The sequence below is a fragment of the Chloroflexota bacterium genome (assembly GCA_016219275.1).
Classification (GTDB): domain Bacteria; phylum Chloroflexota; class Anaerolineae; order UBA4142; family UBA4142; genus JACRBM01.
The window spans coordinates 1-14768 of record JACRBM010000006.1; the positions used below are offsets into that span (position 1 = coordinate 1).

Sequence of the window (14768 nt, forward strand, 5' to 3'; positions counted from 1 at the left end):
CAATTCACAGGGATATATCGTCGGCGTCGTATGGTATAATGTCTTTGGGGTTCTCATGCGCTGCTCTTTCTTTGGTAGGATAGAGACAGTGTGCATGAGAACCCTGTTTAGTCAAAAAGTGAGTTTTGCGGTACTGCGTATTTTCCTTTTGCCAATTATTTTTGTTGTGCTGATCTTCGTTCCGGTTAGCGCATTCGCGCACGGCGAACCTGAAATCACGGTCACGCCGGATACGATTGCGCCGGGCGGCAAGATTACCATCAAAGGCGAAACGATGGGCGCGAATGAAGAATTCGCAATCTCGCTTGAGGGCGTCAAGTTCCGCGCCGACCTGGGCGAGGTCAAGTCCGATGCGGACGAAAAGTTCACAGTCCAGTTCACGATTCCGACGAATGCACCGGAAGGCGTCTATCAAGTCAAAGCCGCCGGCGAAGATGGCGACACGGTGACAACCGAATTGACGATTACGGCGAACAAAAGCGCATCGGTCACAGAACCAACTGAACCATCAATGCCGTCGGCAGAAGAAGATAGAGTGCCGCGCCGGCGTGTCTCGACGGAGATCATCGGGTTGTTCGCGTTCGCGTTGGTCAGCGCGGGTGCAGGATTTCTGCTCGTGCGATGAAAGTGAAACCACGCAATTATGCTCTGCGCTACATTTCGAAAGAGTCTGATGGCGCGCCATTTAGCGTACTGAACAACCCGCCAGACGACGCTATCAAACGCGTACCAATTCGTTTTAGAATACAAATAAATCTTGTGACAAGGAGAGGACAGGATGCACAAAGACCCAGTATGCGGAATGAACGTTGATCCCAAGACCGCCGCTAAATCGGAATACAACGGGCAAACGTACTACTTTTGCTCCAAGGGCTGCAAAGCCCAGTTCGACAAGGATCCCGAAAAGTTTGTCGGCGCACGTCCCAGCGAACATGCGCATTAGTAGGATAGTTCGGTAGTGCGATAGTTGGATAGTTGAAGACCAATCGCATGGTCAACTATCGCACTATCCAACTATCGCACTAGGCAACTTATGATTGGCATTGATTGGGTGATGGTTCTAATCGGACTCGGCGCGCTTTTGATTCTGTTTCTCGCGATCGATTTCCTGTTTGCGGGCGGCGGAATGAGCAGCGCAATGATGGGGACTGCGACGCAGTGCGGCGCGGCGATGACACTTGCGCCGCACGCAAGTGCAGGTGTGGCAAGTCCATACGGGTGGGTGCTTATCGTCGCGCTCGTTCTCATCACGCTGGCAATCTTTGGCGTGCTGTTTGGCTACAGATGAAAGTACTTCGCAAGCGCGATCTGCGCAATCGAATGCTAAGCACACGGGGACACATGGCAGCCGTCATCGCGATGATGGATCGCGACGCGCCGTGTGGCGACATCTTGCGGCAGACGCTCGCCGTGCGTGGCGCAGTGCGCGCACTCCATCGCGTTTTGTGGCGCGCGTATCTGCTCGACGATCGTTGCAGTTTGCGCGCGCGGAATAGGAAAAAGCGCGCCAAGGCATGGCAAGAATTACTCGCCCTGACCAATCAGAGCGAGTTGAAATCACCACCATGATAGATGGAAATTTGAGATTCGAAATTCAAAATTCGGAGAGATACGATGAACAAAAAACTAATTTTACTCACAACGATATTCGCATTTACTGCGCTTATCCTTGCCGCGTGCAGCGGCGCAGCCCAAGCGCCGGCATCTGCGCCGACAAATGCATCCAGCACAAGCGCGGCGCAACCGTCAGCGGCAAAATCAAGCAGCGCGGCGTTCGAGACGAAATCGAACGAAGGTGGCAGCGTGACGGTTAAGGTGACGCCGCTCGCGCTGAGTATCGAACAGCCGCTCGCGTTTGATATCGTGATGGATACGCACTCGGTTGATCTGAGTGACGATATGACCAAGGTCGCCCTCCTGCGTGATGATAAAGGCAAAGAATTTCAGCCGACCGCCTGGGAAGGCGCGGGACCGGGCGGGCATCATCGTGAGGGAAAATTGAAATTCGGGACGCTCACGAACAAGCCCAAGTACGTCGAACTGGTGATCAAGGGACTGGCGAATGTACCTGAACGCGTCTTTCGATGGGACGTGTCCTAATGATTCGCCTTGATCTCGACCCGATCATTTTTTCAATCGGTCATTTTCAAATCGGCTGGTACGGTTTGTTCATCGGACTCGGTGTGGCTGTCGCGTTGTGGCTGACCGCGCGCGAAGCGAACCGACGCGACATCGTCCCCGACGAAATCTACAACGGCGCGCCCTGGGTCATCGGCGCGGGCATCGTCGGCGCACGGCTCTTTCACGTCATCGACAACTGGGAAACTTACGCCGCGAACCCACTCGCGATTTTTGGCACGGCGGGACTCGCGATCTACGGCGCGCTCATCAGCGGATTCATCGCCGTCGTCGTGTACACGCGGGTGCGCCATCTCGCGCTGGGGCGACTCTTGGACGCAAGCGCCCCAGCCATCCCGCTCGCGCAAGCGATCGCGCGCGTCGGTTGTTTCATCAACGGCGATAACTATGGCGTGCCAACGAATCCGCCGCTGCCTTGGTCGGTCGTCTGGACAAATCCGAACGCGATGGTGCCCGATCGCACGGTGCCGTATCAGCCCGCGCAGTTGTACGAAATGGTCTGGGATTTGATCGTGTTTGGAATCGTGTGGAAATTGCGCGCTCGCGTGCGCGGCGACGGTGTGCTGTTTCTGATTTACGCGACGCTCTATTCGTTCGGACGTTTTTTCATTTCGTTCGTGCGCGAAGATAACCTTTACTTTGCCAATCCCACCGGGACCTTCGGACTGCGACAGGCGCAAATTATCGCGCTGGTGGTGATGGCACTTGCGGTGCCGCTTGCGGTGTGGCTGAATCAACGATCCCGGCGCACCGTCGGCGCGGAAGCGTGATGCGGAGCGTGCGATGACACAAACAGTGATTTCTGATTTACTTTTTCTATAGTTTGCTGTGCCATCAATTGCCGCAACGCTCGTTGTTCTTGTTCGGACCCAAGGTGAGTTACTCGCTCGCCGAAATCGGTGCGGTGTGGCAGTATGACAACATCTTGACGCTGCGCCAATTTGTCGGCAACAGTGCGCTGGGATGGAAAGTCGCGTGGAGCGATCGCATGGTCGCGATGTACGGTTCGCTGTGGATCGGCGGCATCTTGTTCGCGCTGTTCCGCCAACGCCATCCTGAGCGCAGTCGAAGGACGAATCTGTCGCTGGTTGCGTGGGTGTACCTTGGTGTACTGCCGATGGCGGTGGATGGGTTCTCGCACCTGGCGAACGACGTTGTCGCGGGAATTAGCGGCACGGGTTTCCGCGATACGAATGCGTGGCTGCAAATTCTGACCGGGAATATTTTTCCTGCGACGTTTTACGCGGGCGACGCGGTCGGTTCGTTCAATAATTTGGCACGGCTGGTGACTGGCGTGCTGTTTGGGCTGACGACGATTGGGTTCGTCTATCCGTTTGTCGAGACGACAATGCGCGATCTGGAACGTCAAACGCGCATGCAGCTTGAATCGCCGCGCGCCGCCACATTGGGCTTGGCGCGAATTGAAGCCGATGAATGAATGTAAATTCGTTTTTTTGACAAGGCGTTGACAAACTCCCCAACTGCGTGCTAAAATGCCGCCGAGATGAAGACTGTCTCTGTGTGGGTAACGCTGCTAGTCCTGATTTCTCTGTTCGGACAGATGACGAGTGTCTGTGCCGCGACCGGGCTGACTCGGCTCGCGCCAAGCCCGGCGTTGACCGCCCCTCTGTCCGATTTTGCGCGTACGAATCAACCGACCAGTCCCCATCTGGATGCCCACTTGGGCTGTAGTGATCAGCTTCCATTCAATCACTTCACCACGATTCGCATTTCTCCGGAATCAAGCGACGATTTAATTTCACCAAATTTTTTTCTCCATTCCCCTCTTTCCCCGCATCTCATCGACCCGCCTCCACGTTTTCTTTCCATTTGACAAAATTTCTAACTGATTCGTTCTAGAGAACTCCGCGCTGATTTCGGCGTGCGGGGGTCGTTTGTCATTTGCGATTTCCTTCTACTCCGACACGCAAGCGCAACCTTGGAGGTGAAAGATGAGCACGACTGCAACGATCGCATCGAATCTGAATACTGTCCCGATGACGCGTCGGGAATTTCTCAATTACGCGTGGCTTGCCAGTCTCGGTTTTGTTTTCGTTGTGGGCTTTGGCGGCGCAACTTTTTTCTTTGCGTTCCCGCGCTTTCAGGCAGGACAGTTTGGTGGAATCTTCGCGTTGTCGTCTGAAGAGAAACCCGCACTGACCGACATACCAAAAGCGTACCAGGAAGGCAAATTCTGGCTCGTCGATCTTGACGAGGCAACCGGCAATGGTAAGCAAGGTGTCATGGCGCTGTACAAGGTATGCACACACCTGGGATGTATTTACGATTGGCAGTCCGTCAACAATCGTTTTGAATGTCCGTGCCACGGCTCCAAATTCGAGAAAGATGGAACATACCTCGAAGGACCCGCGCCCCGCAGTCTTGACCGCATGGTCGTACGTTTTCTCGATGCGAGCGGCAAAGAACTGGCGGCGACGGACGCACAAGGCGATCCACTGCCGATGCCCGAAGGGACGCAGACGATTGTCGTCGAAACCGGCAAAATCATTCAGGGCGTACTGCATGGGTAGAAGGATGTCAAAATTTATAACTGGAATTACGGTGTTTGTGTCGCTCACGTTAGTCCTCAGCGCATGCAGCGCACCGGCGACGCCGACTGAAACGAGCGAACCGATCAGCACGGCGACGGCTACCCCGACAATCGTCCCGACTGCCACACCCGATCCGACGCCGACGCTCCAGCCGTTGTCTCCACTCGCGATTGAATACATGCGCCAGCCGGAATATCCCGGCAGCGACATCACAATCGAACAAACACTCGCGCCCGGCAGCAATTACAATCGCCACGTCGTTTCCTACAAATCGGATGGATTGAAAATCTATGCGCTGATGACGGTGCCGAAGAGTGCCAAACCAAAAACCGGGTATCCCGCGATCATTTTCAATCACGGGTACATCGCGCCCGCACAATATCGGACCACCGAACGCTACGTCGCCTACGTGGACGCGATCGCGAAAAGTGGCTACATTGTGTTCAAGTCCGATTATCGCGGGAATGGAAATTCGGAAGGCGCGCCGGGCGGACATTTCTCGCCCGCTTACACGATTGACGTTCTCAACGCGCTTGGCTCAGTGAAAAAATACAAGGACACCGATCCGAATCGAATCGGGATGTGGGGACATTCCTTGGGCGGCGACATCACACTGCGCGCGATGGTCGTCAGTCGAGAGATCAAAGCAGGCGTGATCTGGGCTGGGACGGTCGGCTCGTATGCGGAACAGACGAATATGTGGGGCAGGCGACATGGATCGCAAGGCGGACCGGGTCCCGGCTCTACGCCTAGCGCGCCACAAGGGTTTGAACAATTTGGCACGCCCCAACAGAATCCGCAATTCTGGGACTCGATCTCTCCGAACAACTATGTCGCCGATTTGTCTGGACCTTTGCAACTGCATCACGGCACGGCGGATCAAGAAGTGCCGCTCCGATTCTCGGAAGAATTGTACGCTCAGGTGCAAGCTGTCGGCAAAACAATCGAGTTCTACAAATATCCCGGCAGCGACCACAACATCTCGCAGGGTTTCACGCAAGCCATGCAGCGGACGATTGCGTTTTTCGACAAATATGTGAAAGGAAAATAGTGAATGCACTCGATTAGGTTTCGTTTCAAGCATGACATAGAGATCAGCAAAAGACGGACTGCGCGCCGCCGGATTGTCCTGTTCGCGCTCGCATTTCTGATGACGATTTTGTGCTTGGGTGCGCTGCTCACGTTGTCTCTCGTCATCTCGACCCAGAATTCAGTGTTCGATTTCGTGCAACAAAAATATCTATCGCTGCGTTATCGCGCGATGGAATACTTGCCACAGCCCGAGCGACCCGAGTTTGTTCCGCCGCCTTTCGACACAGAGGCATTTGAAACGCAATCGCCACTCATTGGCGTGGAACTGCCCAGGGAACTCGCGCATCTGAGCATCCAAAGCATGATCGAACCGGCAGCAACACCTGCGCCGACTCGCACGCCAACACCGACGCGCACGCCGACCCGCACGGTAAATCTCGTTCCGATTCAACCAACAGTTGCACTCAAAGGCATCAAGCAAGAGTGGCAAAAGTGGAACAACTGTGGTCCGGCGACGTTGAGTATGTACCTGGGTTACTATGGACGCGGTGACAAGCAAAGCGAGATTGCCGCGTTCGTCAAGCCGAATCCCGACGATAAAAATGTTCGCCCCGATGAACTGGCAGCGTACGCTGAGCGCGTCGGGATGCGCGCGATCTTCCGCGAGAATGGAACGCTGGAGCGACTCAAGCTGTTGCTCTCGAACGGTCTGCCGGTGATGATCGAGACCGGGTTTGTCCCCAAGGACAAGGATTGGATGGGACATTACAAGTTGTTGATCGGTTACGACGACACGCTGCGCGAATTCACGCTCATGGATTCGTACAACGGACCGAATCTGAAAATTTCCTTCGATGTGGTGGACGCCGACTGGCGCGCTTTCAACCGGCTCTACCTGATCGTCTATCCGGTGGACCGCGACGCGGTAGTGCGGGCGATCGTGGGCGATGAGGTAAACGATCAAACGATGTACGCGCAAGCTGTTGTGCGAGCGCGCGCGGAGATCGAAGCGAATCCGAATGACGCGTTTGCACATTTCAACCTGGGCACAAGTTTGAACGGTTTGCAACGTTACGCCGAAGCCGCCGCTACTTTCGACCGCGCGCGTGTGCTCGGCTTGCCGTGGCGGATGATGTGGTATCAATTTGGAGCGTACGACGCGTACGTGCAAACGAAACGCTACGTCGAAGTACTCGCTCTCGCCGACGCGACGTTGCGGACCGCGAATGATTTGGAAGAGGCGCATTATTACAAAGGTATGGCGTTGCGCGCCCTGGGGCAGGATGAAGCAGCGCGCCGCGAGTTTGAGACCGCGCTGCGTTACAACAAGAATTACCAGGACGCGCAACGTGCGCTCCAAGCTTCGTTAAACTGAGTGAAGCATATCGCACGTTCACATTTCACGAGGGAGGAGGGGAAAATGTTCTTGCGTAAAACGCGCATTCCAGCGTACGTGTCGCTTTTCGTTGCGCTCGCAATGTTAGTCAGCGCCTGCGGGGGCGGCGTGCCGTCGCCGCAGACACCATCAAGCACCGCCGCGCCAACGGTTGCCCCCATCGCGACATCCATCCCTGCACTATTGACAGCGACCAGTACGCCCCGAGCATTGCCCACGATGCCAGTTGTCTCCACTCCTCTGGCAGTCCAGCCGCAGATAACTGTTGTGCCTCGTCAAACGACCGGTGCCCACTGGTCGGACACCCAAGGTGGTCTTACAGTGATCGTTTTCTTTGATCCCTATCCATTTCAATTCAAGAACTCAACTACCATTCGAGTCGTCCTGACAGATGCAACTGGGCAACCAATCACCGACGCCAGCGTCGAATTGAATATGACACATGCGGTAAGCGGAATGGAAGGCGAGCACGATGAAACCCTGAGTGTGAACCTGGAAAACCAAGGGAGAGGCACGTATGTGAGTCGGAGCATCACAGGGCAGTCGGATTGGGTGACAACAGGGATAGGTATGAACATTCAACGTGGTGGGCAGTCGTGGTCGTTTTCGATCTCTAAGGACGAACTGTCAACTCGCTGAAACTGGAAATAGGCTTGAGCCAAGCTGCGTCTGTTCGCGGGGCGGCACGTTTTGAAAACGCAATCCTGAGACGCATTTCATCACGAAGGATGGAATGATCGCGTCGAAAGCCATCGGCGTGCTAGACGAAATGACATTGCCGAAACTCCCAGCCGATTTGTTGAACCGATAGGAGGTCCAAGTGAATGAATTAGGTTCGCTCGCGATTCTAATCGCTTTCGTCTTGGCAATGTATGCCGCATTCGCCGCGCTCGTCGGGGGCGATGGATTGACGATTGTCGTCGTGAATTCGCAAGGTCAGGTGTTTCGCTCGAACGACCGTGGCGTAACGTGGAGTGGAAAATAAATCGCGAAAGGAGCAAAAATGGGTTCGACTTTATTGACGACGTTGATACTTGGTTTTACCCTCGGCATGGAACACGCACTGGACGCCGACCACGTGGTTGCCGTCTCGACGATCGTCAGTCAAAACAAGCACCCTCTCAAAGCCGCGCTCGTCGGCACTTTTTGGGGCATCGGTCATACGACCACATTGTTCCTCGTCGGAATGGCGGTGATCGGTTTCAAGCTCGCCATTCCAGAACAGCTCGCGCTCTCGATGGAATTTCTCGTGGGCGTTGTTCTGTTTGTGCTGGGCGCGCAAATCGTGTGGGAGTATCGCGCGAAAAAGGTACATACTCACACACACGACCACAATGGAGAGATTCCCGTGCACCCGCATTTGCACTCCCATGCGGACATCGCGGGACACAAACACCACGCCTTGTCACATCAGCGCAAGTCCTTGATGATCGGAATGATTCATGGTCTGGCTGGCAGCGCGGCGTTGATGTTAATCGTGTTGAGCACGATTCGCTCGCCGCTCGAAGCCATCGCCTACATACTCATCTTTGGCGGCGGCTCGATTTTGGGAATGATGCTCGTCAGCACGCTGATTGGGTTGCCCTTTGCATTATCACACCGCTTTGTTTCCCTTCACCGTGTAATTCGATTCGCCGCCGGCGCAATCAGCATCGTGCTGGGAATGATCGTGATGTATAATATCGGATTCATCCAGGGACTGATCAAGTTCTGAGGAGCGCGTCGCAATGGGCAAGAAACAACGCGAACAACGACAGCGTCAGCGCGCCGCGCAAACGAAGCGGCGCAAATTGTTCATGATCGGCGGTGGCGTGCTAGCCAGCGTTCTGATTGTGGGTTTTGTCGGTTTCCAAATTTTCGCGCCGCGTCCTACTCCAACGCCGACCGCACCCCTCGCTGCCGGTGAATGTGCTCCAGTCCAATCATTCCCGAGTACGGGCGAGACGCATCTGAATCCAGGTCAGACGCCGCCAAGTTATACCGAGACGCCGCCGACTTCGGGTCTGCACGATCCAAACGCGCTGCCCGACGGTATCAGCAGCACTCCCGCCGACAACGCGTCCATTTCGCGCGGCGTGCACAGTCTTGAGCATGGGCGGATCGTGATTTACTACAACGACCTCAGCGCGACGGAAATCACCGCGTTGGAGAACATCGTTAAAAGCGAGCGCAAAGTGATCGTCGCGCCGTGGGCTGACTTGAAAGAGCAAGTCGCGCTAACAGCGTGGACGCGCTTGCAAACGTGCAATGGCGTCAACGAGCAAGCCATACGAAGTTTCATCAGTGCGTACCGCGACAAGGGACCTGAATTTGTACCGTGAATGATAAACCTAAAAAATCGGAGGTAACAAAGAATGACAGCAAGCACCCGCGAGATTAAACACTCCCGAAACTCTTTGCTGATTGCAAGTGGCAGCGTTCTATTGGCGATCCTTGGAACGCTCGGCGTACTCTTTTGGGCGGGCTGGCTCACTCCGGCTCAACCGAACCGTCAAGCCACGGTTCACGACATGGGTTCTCAAGTGATGCCCTTTGATTTGAGCCAGACTAAGCACATTTTCGAAATGACACAAAGCGGTGGTATTCAACAGGTCATTGCGAAAGATCCAAGTGATAGCGCGCAGATCGCACTCATCCGACAACACATCCAACACGAAGTCATGCGGTTTAGCACCGGCGATTTCTCCGATCCCACTTCACTTCACGGCGGTGATATGCTGGGCGTAAAGGACCTTGCAGTCGGCGTCGCTCAGATCAAGATAGAATACATGGCATTGCCCAATGGGGCACAGATCACTTTCACGACCCAGGATTTGCGACTCATCACCGCAATCCACCGGTGGTTTGGAGCACAACTATCGGATCATGGATCAGATGCCACATATCGCTAAGACGCACGTGCGAAAAGTAATCGGTCTTCTAACTTTTGTGTTGCTCGCGTTCCTCGTGAATAGCTGTACGTCAGCTCAACCCACCCTGACGAATTTTCCAGGCACACCGCGACCGCCGATGCCAACCGTCAGCGCGACCCAGGTGGCTTTGGGGCGAAATGTTTACCAAGCGAATTGTGCGAACTGCCATGGAGCGAACGCCGAAGGTGCGCCGAATTGGAAAAAGCCGGACGCCAAGGGCAATTATCCGCCGCCACCACATGACGACAGCGGTCACACCTGGCATCATTCCGATCGCTTGCTCTATGACATTATTCGCGATGGCTCCCGCGATCCGATGCGCCCGGATGCGCCGCAGCAAATGCCGGCATTCGGCAACAAACTGAACGACGCAGAAATTCGAGCGGTGCTGATCTATTTGGCAAGTCTTTGGACGCAAGAGCATCGCGAGTTTCAATGGGAGCGGACGGTGGATGATATGATCAGGACGCCGCCTCCGCCGCGATAACAAGATGACAAGCGTCGGACAATGGATTCGCTTCGCTCACCACAAGATTTGCGCGGAGCGTTTGTCCGACAAGGAGGTCAATGATGCACACAGCACTGAAATTTCTGGCAGGTCTAATTTTCGTTGCCGCGGTTGTACTGCAACCCGATAACGCGCTCGCGGCGAGTCCGGACAACGTCATGCATGTGCAATATGGTGACACATTACTTTCCATCGCCGCGCATTACGGCACGACGGTAGACGCGCTGATGCGCGCGAACAAATTGCCCAGCGCGAATTTTGTCTACGCAGGTCAATGGCTCGTCATCCCGCGCTCAGCAGATTCGGCAGCGAGTCCGCCGACACGCTCCGAGCGTGGCAGTTACGTCGTGCAATCGGGTGACACACTTTACTCGATTGCAGTCCGCAGTGGTACGTCTGTGGAAATGTTGATGCGTACGAATCAACTCGAATCGTCACTCGTCTATGCAGGTCAGCGCTTGGTGATTCCCGGCATCGCTCAGCCAACGACTGCGCAGCCGACCCGCTCGCCGGCGCCTTTGGCGAGGAGCGCGTCGAATCCACCGACACATGGGAAATGGATTGACGTGGACATTTCTAAGCAGACTGTCACAGCGTACGAAGGCACGACTCCGCTCAAAACTGTAATCGTTTCGACTGGTCTGCCCAAGACACCAACCGTCGTCGGTCGGTTTGCGATCTATGTCAAATTGACTTCACAGACGATGACGGGTGGCAGCAAATTCAGCGGTGATTACTACTATCTGCCGAACGTACCCTGGGTGATGTATTTCTATCAAGGTTACGCGATTCACGGCACGTACTGGCACAACAATTTTGGTCGCCCGATGAGTCGCGGCTGCGTGAACCTGACGATTGCCGATGCGAAATGGTTTTTCGATTGGGCGCCGGTCGGCACGCCGGTGATTACACACAATTAGGAGAGAGGATGGAACAGACAACGGTAACTGGTCGAACGCGCGATCTTGTGATCGCGGTTGACCGATTTGCTTATTGGTTTAGCCAGCACTGGCTCGCGGTGTTTAGCGTACTCTATGGAACCTGGGTGCTCGCGCCGTTTCTCGCGCCCGTGCTGATGCAACTCGGCGCAACGGAACCGGCGCGCGCGATATATCTTTTCTACAGTTTCTTTTGCCACCAATTGCCCCAACGCTCCCTGTTCTTTTTTGGATCCAAGCCGATGTATTCGCTCGCCGATATCCAAACCGTTTGGCAACTCGATGGATTCTTCAGTTTGCGCCAATTCGTGGGCAATCCGGAATTTGGATACAAGGTCGCATGGAGTGATCGGATGATTTCGTTTTACGGCGGTATCTGGGTCGGCGCGCTGATTTTTGCATTGGCACGCAAACGCGTCAAATCGCTTTCGCCCGTCGCGTGGTTTTTCATCGGCATCCTGCCGGTCGGTCTCGATGGTGTGACGCACATGAGCAACGATGCGGTTGCGGGAACAAGCGGCATGGGCTTTCGCGACACGAACGCGTGGCTGGCGTTCCTAACTGGCAATGCGTTGCCGCAGTCATTTTACGTGGGCGATGCATTTGGTTCGTTCAATTCGGACCTGCGCTGGATTACCGGCATCGTGTTCGGATTGACAACCGTGTGGTTCATTTTTCCAATCGTCGAAGATGCGATGCGAGATGTACGAAATCAGGTAGGCGCACAACTGAAACGTGCGATGATGCGGAGTCCGGCATGAGTTACCGAAGGAGGTCAAATGTTGAAACAGCATCGTTTTGCATCACACAGTCCAGACGAGCGGCGGCGATTGTCTGACTTTGGACACATTGTCGAAGGCGCACTGCTCGGCGCGGTTGCCATGCTCGCGCTACTGAATGCGCTCGGCATTGCGGCGTGGGCTTGGCTCGCGTGGTCGCTCCTGTTGTTATCGTCAGGCGTTGTGCTCTTGTTCCTCCTCTACGCGCGCCATCCTCTCCCGGACTGGAGCGCGATTTGGAGCGATATGCAACAACACCAGCATACACAAATGGCGGCGGCTTCCGTTTTAGCAGGCGCAGCGGAACTCGTACGCGCGGGCACGCCGAATGTGATTCTGGGAATCGTCTTCCCCGCCATGTTGGTTTTCATCGGCATGTCGTTCGTCATTCACGAGCAACATGGAACGGGCAAAGCGGTCGCGCAAGCGGTAGTCAGGCACCGGATTCTCGGAGCAACGCTCGCCATCGCGGGTCTGATGAGAGTTACAGAAATTTTCTTGGGGCAACCGTCCTTGGCGTTTGCGTGGTCCATCGTTCTGTTAGCCGCGGCTGTGCAATTGCTCCTTTACCGCGAACCCGCAGGCGCGTACGAAATGCACCGCGGGCATCGCGCGCAACATTAGAAATCGAAGGAACACATGAATGACTAAATTGCTCATCGAACCGAACACGACGCTTTACCCTGTCGCGGTGGCGCTGGTCACAACCGGCGGGGACACGCCGAACGTGATGACGTGCAATCGCATTGCCTCTTGCTCCGCCGAGCCGCCGCGTCTTTCGATTTCGGTTCGCCCGAATCGTTACTCGCATTCGCTCATCCGCGCGACACGCGAATTCGTGGTGAACATTCCGACCCCTGAACAAGCGACACTGTCTGATTATCTGGGCGTGGTCACTGGACGCAAAGAAAACAAAATCGAAATTGCGGGATTGAAACTTGCGCCTGCGCTGAAAGTGAAAACGCCATTGCTCGCCGATTGCCCGGTCAACATCGAATGTATTGTCGAACGCGAAATCGAATTGGATTCGCACACGATGTTCATTGGCTTGGTGCAGCAGGTGCATGTCGAAGAATCATTGCTCGATGCGATGGGTGATGTCGATATCGCACGAGCGCGTGGCATCATCTACAACTGCGGCACGGTGCGGGAACGACCGACGTACAAATTTCGCGTGGAGGATTTGCGAAGAGCGGCGCGAGAGAAAATCGGCAATGGCGCGTAGACTCGTCTTTTCATTTGTCGCCATCATCGTGATGAGTCTCGCTTTTGATTCGGGAATCGGTTTTTCCGACGATTGGCACGCGAATGTGCCAACGCCTTCTCCTACGCTGACTCCGACAATCACGCTAACGCCAACACTCACTTCAACATCGTCGCCGACCGCCACGCCCACACGTTTCGCGACGGTTCGCGCAAATCAACATCTCCACCGCGTACCGATGCTGATGTATCACTACGTCAGCATCCCACCGCCGATTGCCGATGTGTTTCGTTTCGATTTGTCAGTTACGCCGCAAGCATTCGAAGAACAGATAGCGTACCTTGCATCGAATGGTTATCGCACGGTGCATGTCGCGGATGTGGTCGCGCATTTATCGAATGGTACTGTGTTGCCTGCCAAACCCATCGTGCTGACCTTCGACGACGGTTATGCGGACATCTACGAATCTGTCTTTCCAATTTTGAAAAAGTATCAGATGACGGCGACCTTCTACATCATCGCGCAGTTCACGGAAGACCGCAAAGCCGGCTACGCCACCTGGGAACAGTTGCGCGAGATGGCAAACGCGGGCAATGAGATTGGTTCGCACAGTTTGGACCATTTGGATTTGCGAAGCAGGTCGGTGACGTTTTTGAACAATCAAATGCTGGGATCCAAGCGATTGATTGAATCGCGTTTAGGAATCATCGTCAAGACGTTCGCCTATCCCGCCGGCAAGTATGATGCGCGGACGCTTGCGGTCGTACAGAGAAGCGGGTATCTAGGTGCGGTGACAGAAACTCAGGGCACACTTCAATCCGATGCGGACATTTTCGAAATGCGGCGTGTCCGCGTGCGCGGCAGTTACTCACTTGCCGATTACGCGTACTGGCTGAATTGGTTCATGCAGAATGGACGATAGATTAACAGGGAATGGAGTGCTAGAAAAGGTCGAGGAGGTAAACAAGACTGGTCTCTTCGAGTTGAGCGAGCAAGTCTCGACGTTCTCGCGCCAAGGAACGAAACAGTCATTTTTTTCTGAGGATGGAGTCCTCATTCATCCCGAGAGAATTCCTATACGCCGGAAATAAAAAAAACAACACCTCATCCAAACAAGAACTGCAATCGGGATCGAGTGTTCGATCCCGATTGCAGTATGTATCAAAAACCGCAATACCGCAAAACTCACTTGGGCGCGTTGTCCGCCGGGAGCATTTTCCAACGACGCACCAAATCCTTGAGTTGAGCGTTGGATTGTTTGACGGAGCGTGTGTGCATCCGAAACCGACGGCGATGCGTGCGCACCCG

21 protein-coding genes are annotated in these 14768 nt (G+C 54.8%); all 21 read left to right on the forward strand.

Annotated elements, in window-relative coordinates:
- The first annotated feature begins 94 nt into the window (after positions 1-94).
- On the forward strand, positions 95-625 hold the full coding sequence (locus tag HY868_00645; GenBank protein ID MBI5300615.1) for a hypothetical protein: 531 nt from the start codon (positions 95-97) through the stop codon (positions 623-625).
- 153 nt (positions 626-778) lie between these two features.
- On the forward strand, positions 779-943 hold the full coding sequence (locus HY868_00650; protein MBI5300616.1) for a YHS domain-containing protein: 165 nt from the start codon (positions 779-781) through the stop codon (positions 941-943).
- A 90-nt stretch (positions 944-1033) separates the two neighbouring features.
- Complete coding sequence (locus tag HY868_00655; GenBank protein MBI5300617.1) at positions 1034-1288, forward strand: hypothetical protein; 255 nt, start codon at positions 1034-1036, stop codon at positions 1286-1288.
- Between the two features lie 32 nt (positions 1289-1320).
- Complete coding sequence (locus HY868_00660; protein MBI5300618.1) at positions 1321-1569, forward strand: metal-sensing transcriptional repressor; 249 nt, start codon at positions 1321-1323, stop codon at positions 1567-1569.
- Positions 1570-1614: 45 nt separating this feature from the next.
- Positions 1615-2100, forward strand: a complete 486-nt coding sequence (locus HY868_00665; protein ID MBI5300619.1) for a hypothetical protein — start codon at positions 1615-1617, stop codon at positions 2098-2100.
- Positions 2100-2909 carry a prolipoprotein diacylglyceryl transferase gene (lgt, locus tag HY868_00670; GenBank protein ID MBI5300620.1) on the forward strand — a complete coding sequence of 270 codons (810 nt, stop codon included), beginning with the start codon at positions 2100-2102 and terminating at the stop codon, positions 2907-2909. Before HY868_00665 ends, lgt begins: the two co-directional genes overlap by 1 nt.
- Before the next feature lie 68 nt (positions 2910-2977).
- Positions 2978-3577: a DUF2085 domain-containing protein gene (locus tag HY868_00675; GenBank protein ID MBI5300621.1), complete on the forward strand. Its 600-nt coding sequence runs from the start codon at positions 2978-2980 to the stop codon at positions 3575-3577.
- A 514-nt stretch (positions 3578-4091) separates the two neighbouring features.
- Positions 4092-4670, forward strand: a complete 579-nt coding sequence (locus HY868_00680; protein ID MBI5300622.1) for a ubiquinol-cytochrome c reductase iron-sulfur subunit — start codon at positions 4092-4094, stop codon at positions 4668-4670.
- A gap of 199 nt (positions 4671-4869) precedes the next feature.
- Positions 4870-5742 carry a prolyl oligopeptidase family serine peptidase gene (locus HY868_00685; GenBank protein ID MBI5300623.1) on the forward strand — a complete coding sequence of 291 codons (873 nt, stop codon included), beginning with the start codon at positions 4870-4872 and terminating at the stop codon, positions 5740-5742.
- Positions 5743-5745: 3 nt separating this feature from the next.
- Positions 5746-7098, forward strand: coding sequence for a C39 family peptidase (locus HY868_00690; protein ID MBI5300624.1), 1353 nt, complete (start codon positions 5746-5748; stop codon positions 7096-7098).
- Between the two features lie 45 nt (positions 7099-7143).
- Positions 7144-7758, forward strand: a complete 615-nt coding sequence (locus HY868_00695; GenBank protein ID MBI5300625.1) for a hypothetical protein — start codon at positions 7144-7146, stop codon at positions 7756-7758.
- Between the two features lie 181 nt (positions 7759-7939).
- Positions 7940-8104 (forward strand): hypothetical protein, encoded by a 165-nt coding sequence (locus tag HY868_00700; GenBank protein ID MBI5300626.1) that lies wholly within the window; start codon positions 7940-7942, stop codon positions 8102-8104.
- 18 nt (positions 8105-8122) lie between these two features.
- Positions 8123-8833 (forward strand): urease accessory protein UreH, encoded by a 711-nt coding sequence (locus HY868_00705; GenBank protein MBI5300627.1) that lies wholly within the window; start codon positions 8123-8125, stop codon positions 8831-8833.
- 13 nt (positions 8834-8846) lie between these two features.
- A complete protein-coding gene (locus HY868_00710) occupies positions 8847-9440 on the forward strand; it encodes a DUF3105 domain-containing protein (protein MBI5300628.1) in 594 nt (197 codons plus the stop codon).
- A 189-nt stretch (positions 9441-9629) separates the two neighbouring features.
- The gene (locus HY868_00715) at positions 9630-10010 is read left to right on the forward strand and encodes a hypothetical protein (protein ID MBI5300629.1); all 381 of its coding nucleotides are present in this window, start codon (positions 9630-9632) and stop codon (positions 10008-10010) included.
- A gap of 7 nt (positions 10011-10017) precedes the next feature.
- On the forward strand, positions 10018-10518 hold the full coding sequence (locus tag HY868_00720) for a cytochrome c (GenBank protein ID MBI5300630.1): 501 nt from the start codon (positions 10018-10020) through the stop codon (positions 10516-10518).
- An 83-nt stretch (positions 10519-10601) separates the two neighbouring features.
- The gene (locus HY868_00725) at positions 10602-11459 is read left to right on the forward strand and encodes a LysM peptidoglycan-binding domain-containing protein (protein ID MBI5300631.1); all 858 of its coding nucleotides are present in this window, start codon (positions 10602-10604) and stop codon (positions 11457-11459) included.
- Between the two features lie 8 nt (positions 11460-11467).
- On the forward strand, positions 11468-12238 hold the full coding sequence (locus HY868_00730; GenBank protein MBI5300632.1) for a DUF2085 domain-containing protein: 771 nt from the start codon (positions 11468-11470) through the stop codon (positions 12236-12238).
- A gap of 18 nt (positions 12239-12256) precedes the next feature.
- A complete protein-coding gene (locus HY868_00735; GenBank protein MBI5300633.1) occupies positions 12257-12880 on the forward strand; it encodes a hypothetical protein in 624 nt (207 codons plus the stop codon).
- 19 nt (positions 12881-12899) lie between these two features.
- Complete coding sequence (locus HY868_00740) at positions 12900-13481, forward strand: flavin reductase family protein (protein MBI5300634.1); 582 nt, start codon at positions 12900-12902, stop codon at positions 13479-13481.
- Positions 13471-14382 carry a polysaccharide deacetylase family protein gene (locus tag HY868_00745; GenBank protein ID MBI5300635.1) on the forward strand — a complete coding sequence of 304 codons (912 nt, stop codon included), beginning with the start codon at positions 13471-13473 and terminating at the stop codon, positions 14380-14382. Before HY868_00740 ends, HY868_00745 begins: the two co-directional genes overlap by 11 nt.
- Positions 14383-14768 lie beyond the last annotated feature (386 nt).

Excerpts from the sequence above, each read along its gene's own strand:
- HY868_00645 (MBI5300615.1), top strand. The coding sequence starts at position 95 with ATGAGAACCCTGTTTAGTCAAAAAGTGAGTTTTGCGGTACTGCGTATT.
- HY868_00650 (MBI5300616.1), top strand. The coding sequence starts at position 779 with ATGCACAAAGACCCAGTATGCGGAATGAACGTTGATCCCAAGACCGCC.
- HY868_00655 (MBI5300617.1), top strand. The coding sequence starts at position 1,034 with ATGATTGGCATTGATTGGGTGATGGTTCTAATCGGACTCGGCGCGCTT.
- HY868_00660 (MBI5300618.1), top strand. The coding sequence starts at position 1,321 with ATGCTAAGCACACGGGGACACATGGCAGCCGTCATCGCGATGATGGAT.
- HY868_00665 (MBI5300619.1), top strand. The coding sequence starts at position 1,615 with ATGAACAAAAAACTAATTTTACTCACAACGATATTCGCATTTACTGCG.
- lgt (MBI5300620.1), top strand. The coding sequence starts at position 2,100 with ATGATTCGCCTTGATCTCGACCCGATCATTTTTTCAATCGGTCATTTT.
- HY868_00680 (MBI5300622.1), top strand. The coding sequence starts at position 4,092 with ATGAGCACGACTGCAACGATCGCATCGAATCTGAATACTGTCCCGATG.
- HY868_00685 (MBI5300623.1), top strand. The coding sequence starts at position 4,870 with ATGCGCCAGCCGGAATATCCCGGCAGCGACATCACAATCGAACAAACA.
- HY868_00690 (MBI5300624.1), top strand. The coding sequence starts at position 5,746 with ATGCACTCGATTAGGTTTCGTTTCAAGCATGACATAGAGATCAGCAAA.
- HY868_00695 (MBI5300625.1), top strand. The coding sequence starts at position 7,144 with ATGTTCTTGCGTAAAACGCGCATTCCAGCGTACGTGTCGCTTTTCGTT.
- HY868_00705 (MBI5300627.1), top strand. The coding sequence starts at position 8,123 with ATGGGTTCGACTTTATTGACGACGTTGATACTTGGTTTTACCCTCGGC.
- HY868_00710 (MBI5300628.1), top strand. The coding sequence starts at position 8,847 with ATGGGCAAGAAACAACGCGAACAACGACAGCGTCAGCGCGCCGCGCAA.
- HY868_00715 (MBI5300629.1), top strand. The coding sequence starts at position 9,630 with ATGGGTTCTCAAGTGATGCCCTTTGATTTGAGCCAGACTAAGCACATT.
- HY868_00725 (MBI5300631.1), top strand. The coding sequence starts at position 10,602 with ATGCACACAGCACTGAAATTTCTGGCAGGTCTAATTTTCGTTGCCGCG.
- HY868_00730 (MBI5300632.1), top strand. The coding sequence starts at position 11,468 with ATGGAACAGACAACGGTAACTGGTCGAACGCGCGATCTTGTGATCGCG.
- HY868_00735 (MBI5300633.1), top strand. The coding sequence starts at position 12,257 with ATGTTGAAACAGCATCGTTTTGCATCACACAGTCCAGACGAGCGGCGG.
- HY868_00740 (MBI5300634.1), top strand. The coding sequence starts at position 12,900 with ATGACTAAATTGCTCATCGAACCGAACACGACGCTTTACCCTGTCGCG.
- HY868_00745 (MBI5300635.1), top strand. The coding sequence starts at position 13,471 with ATGGCGCGTAGACTCGTCTTTTCATTTGTCGCCATCATCGTGATGAGT.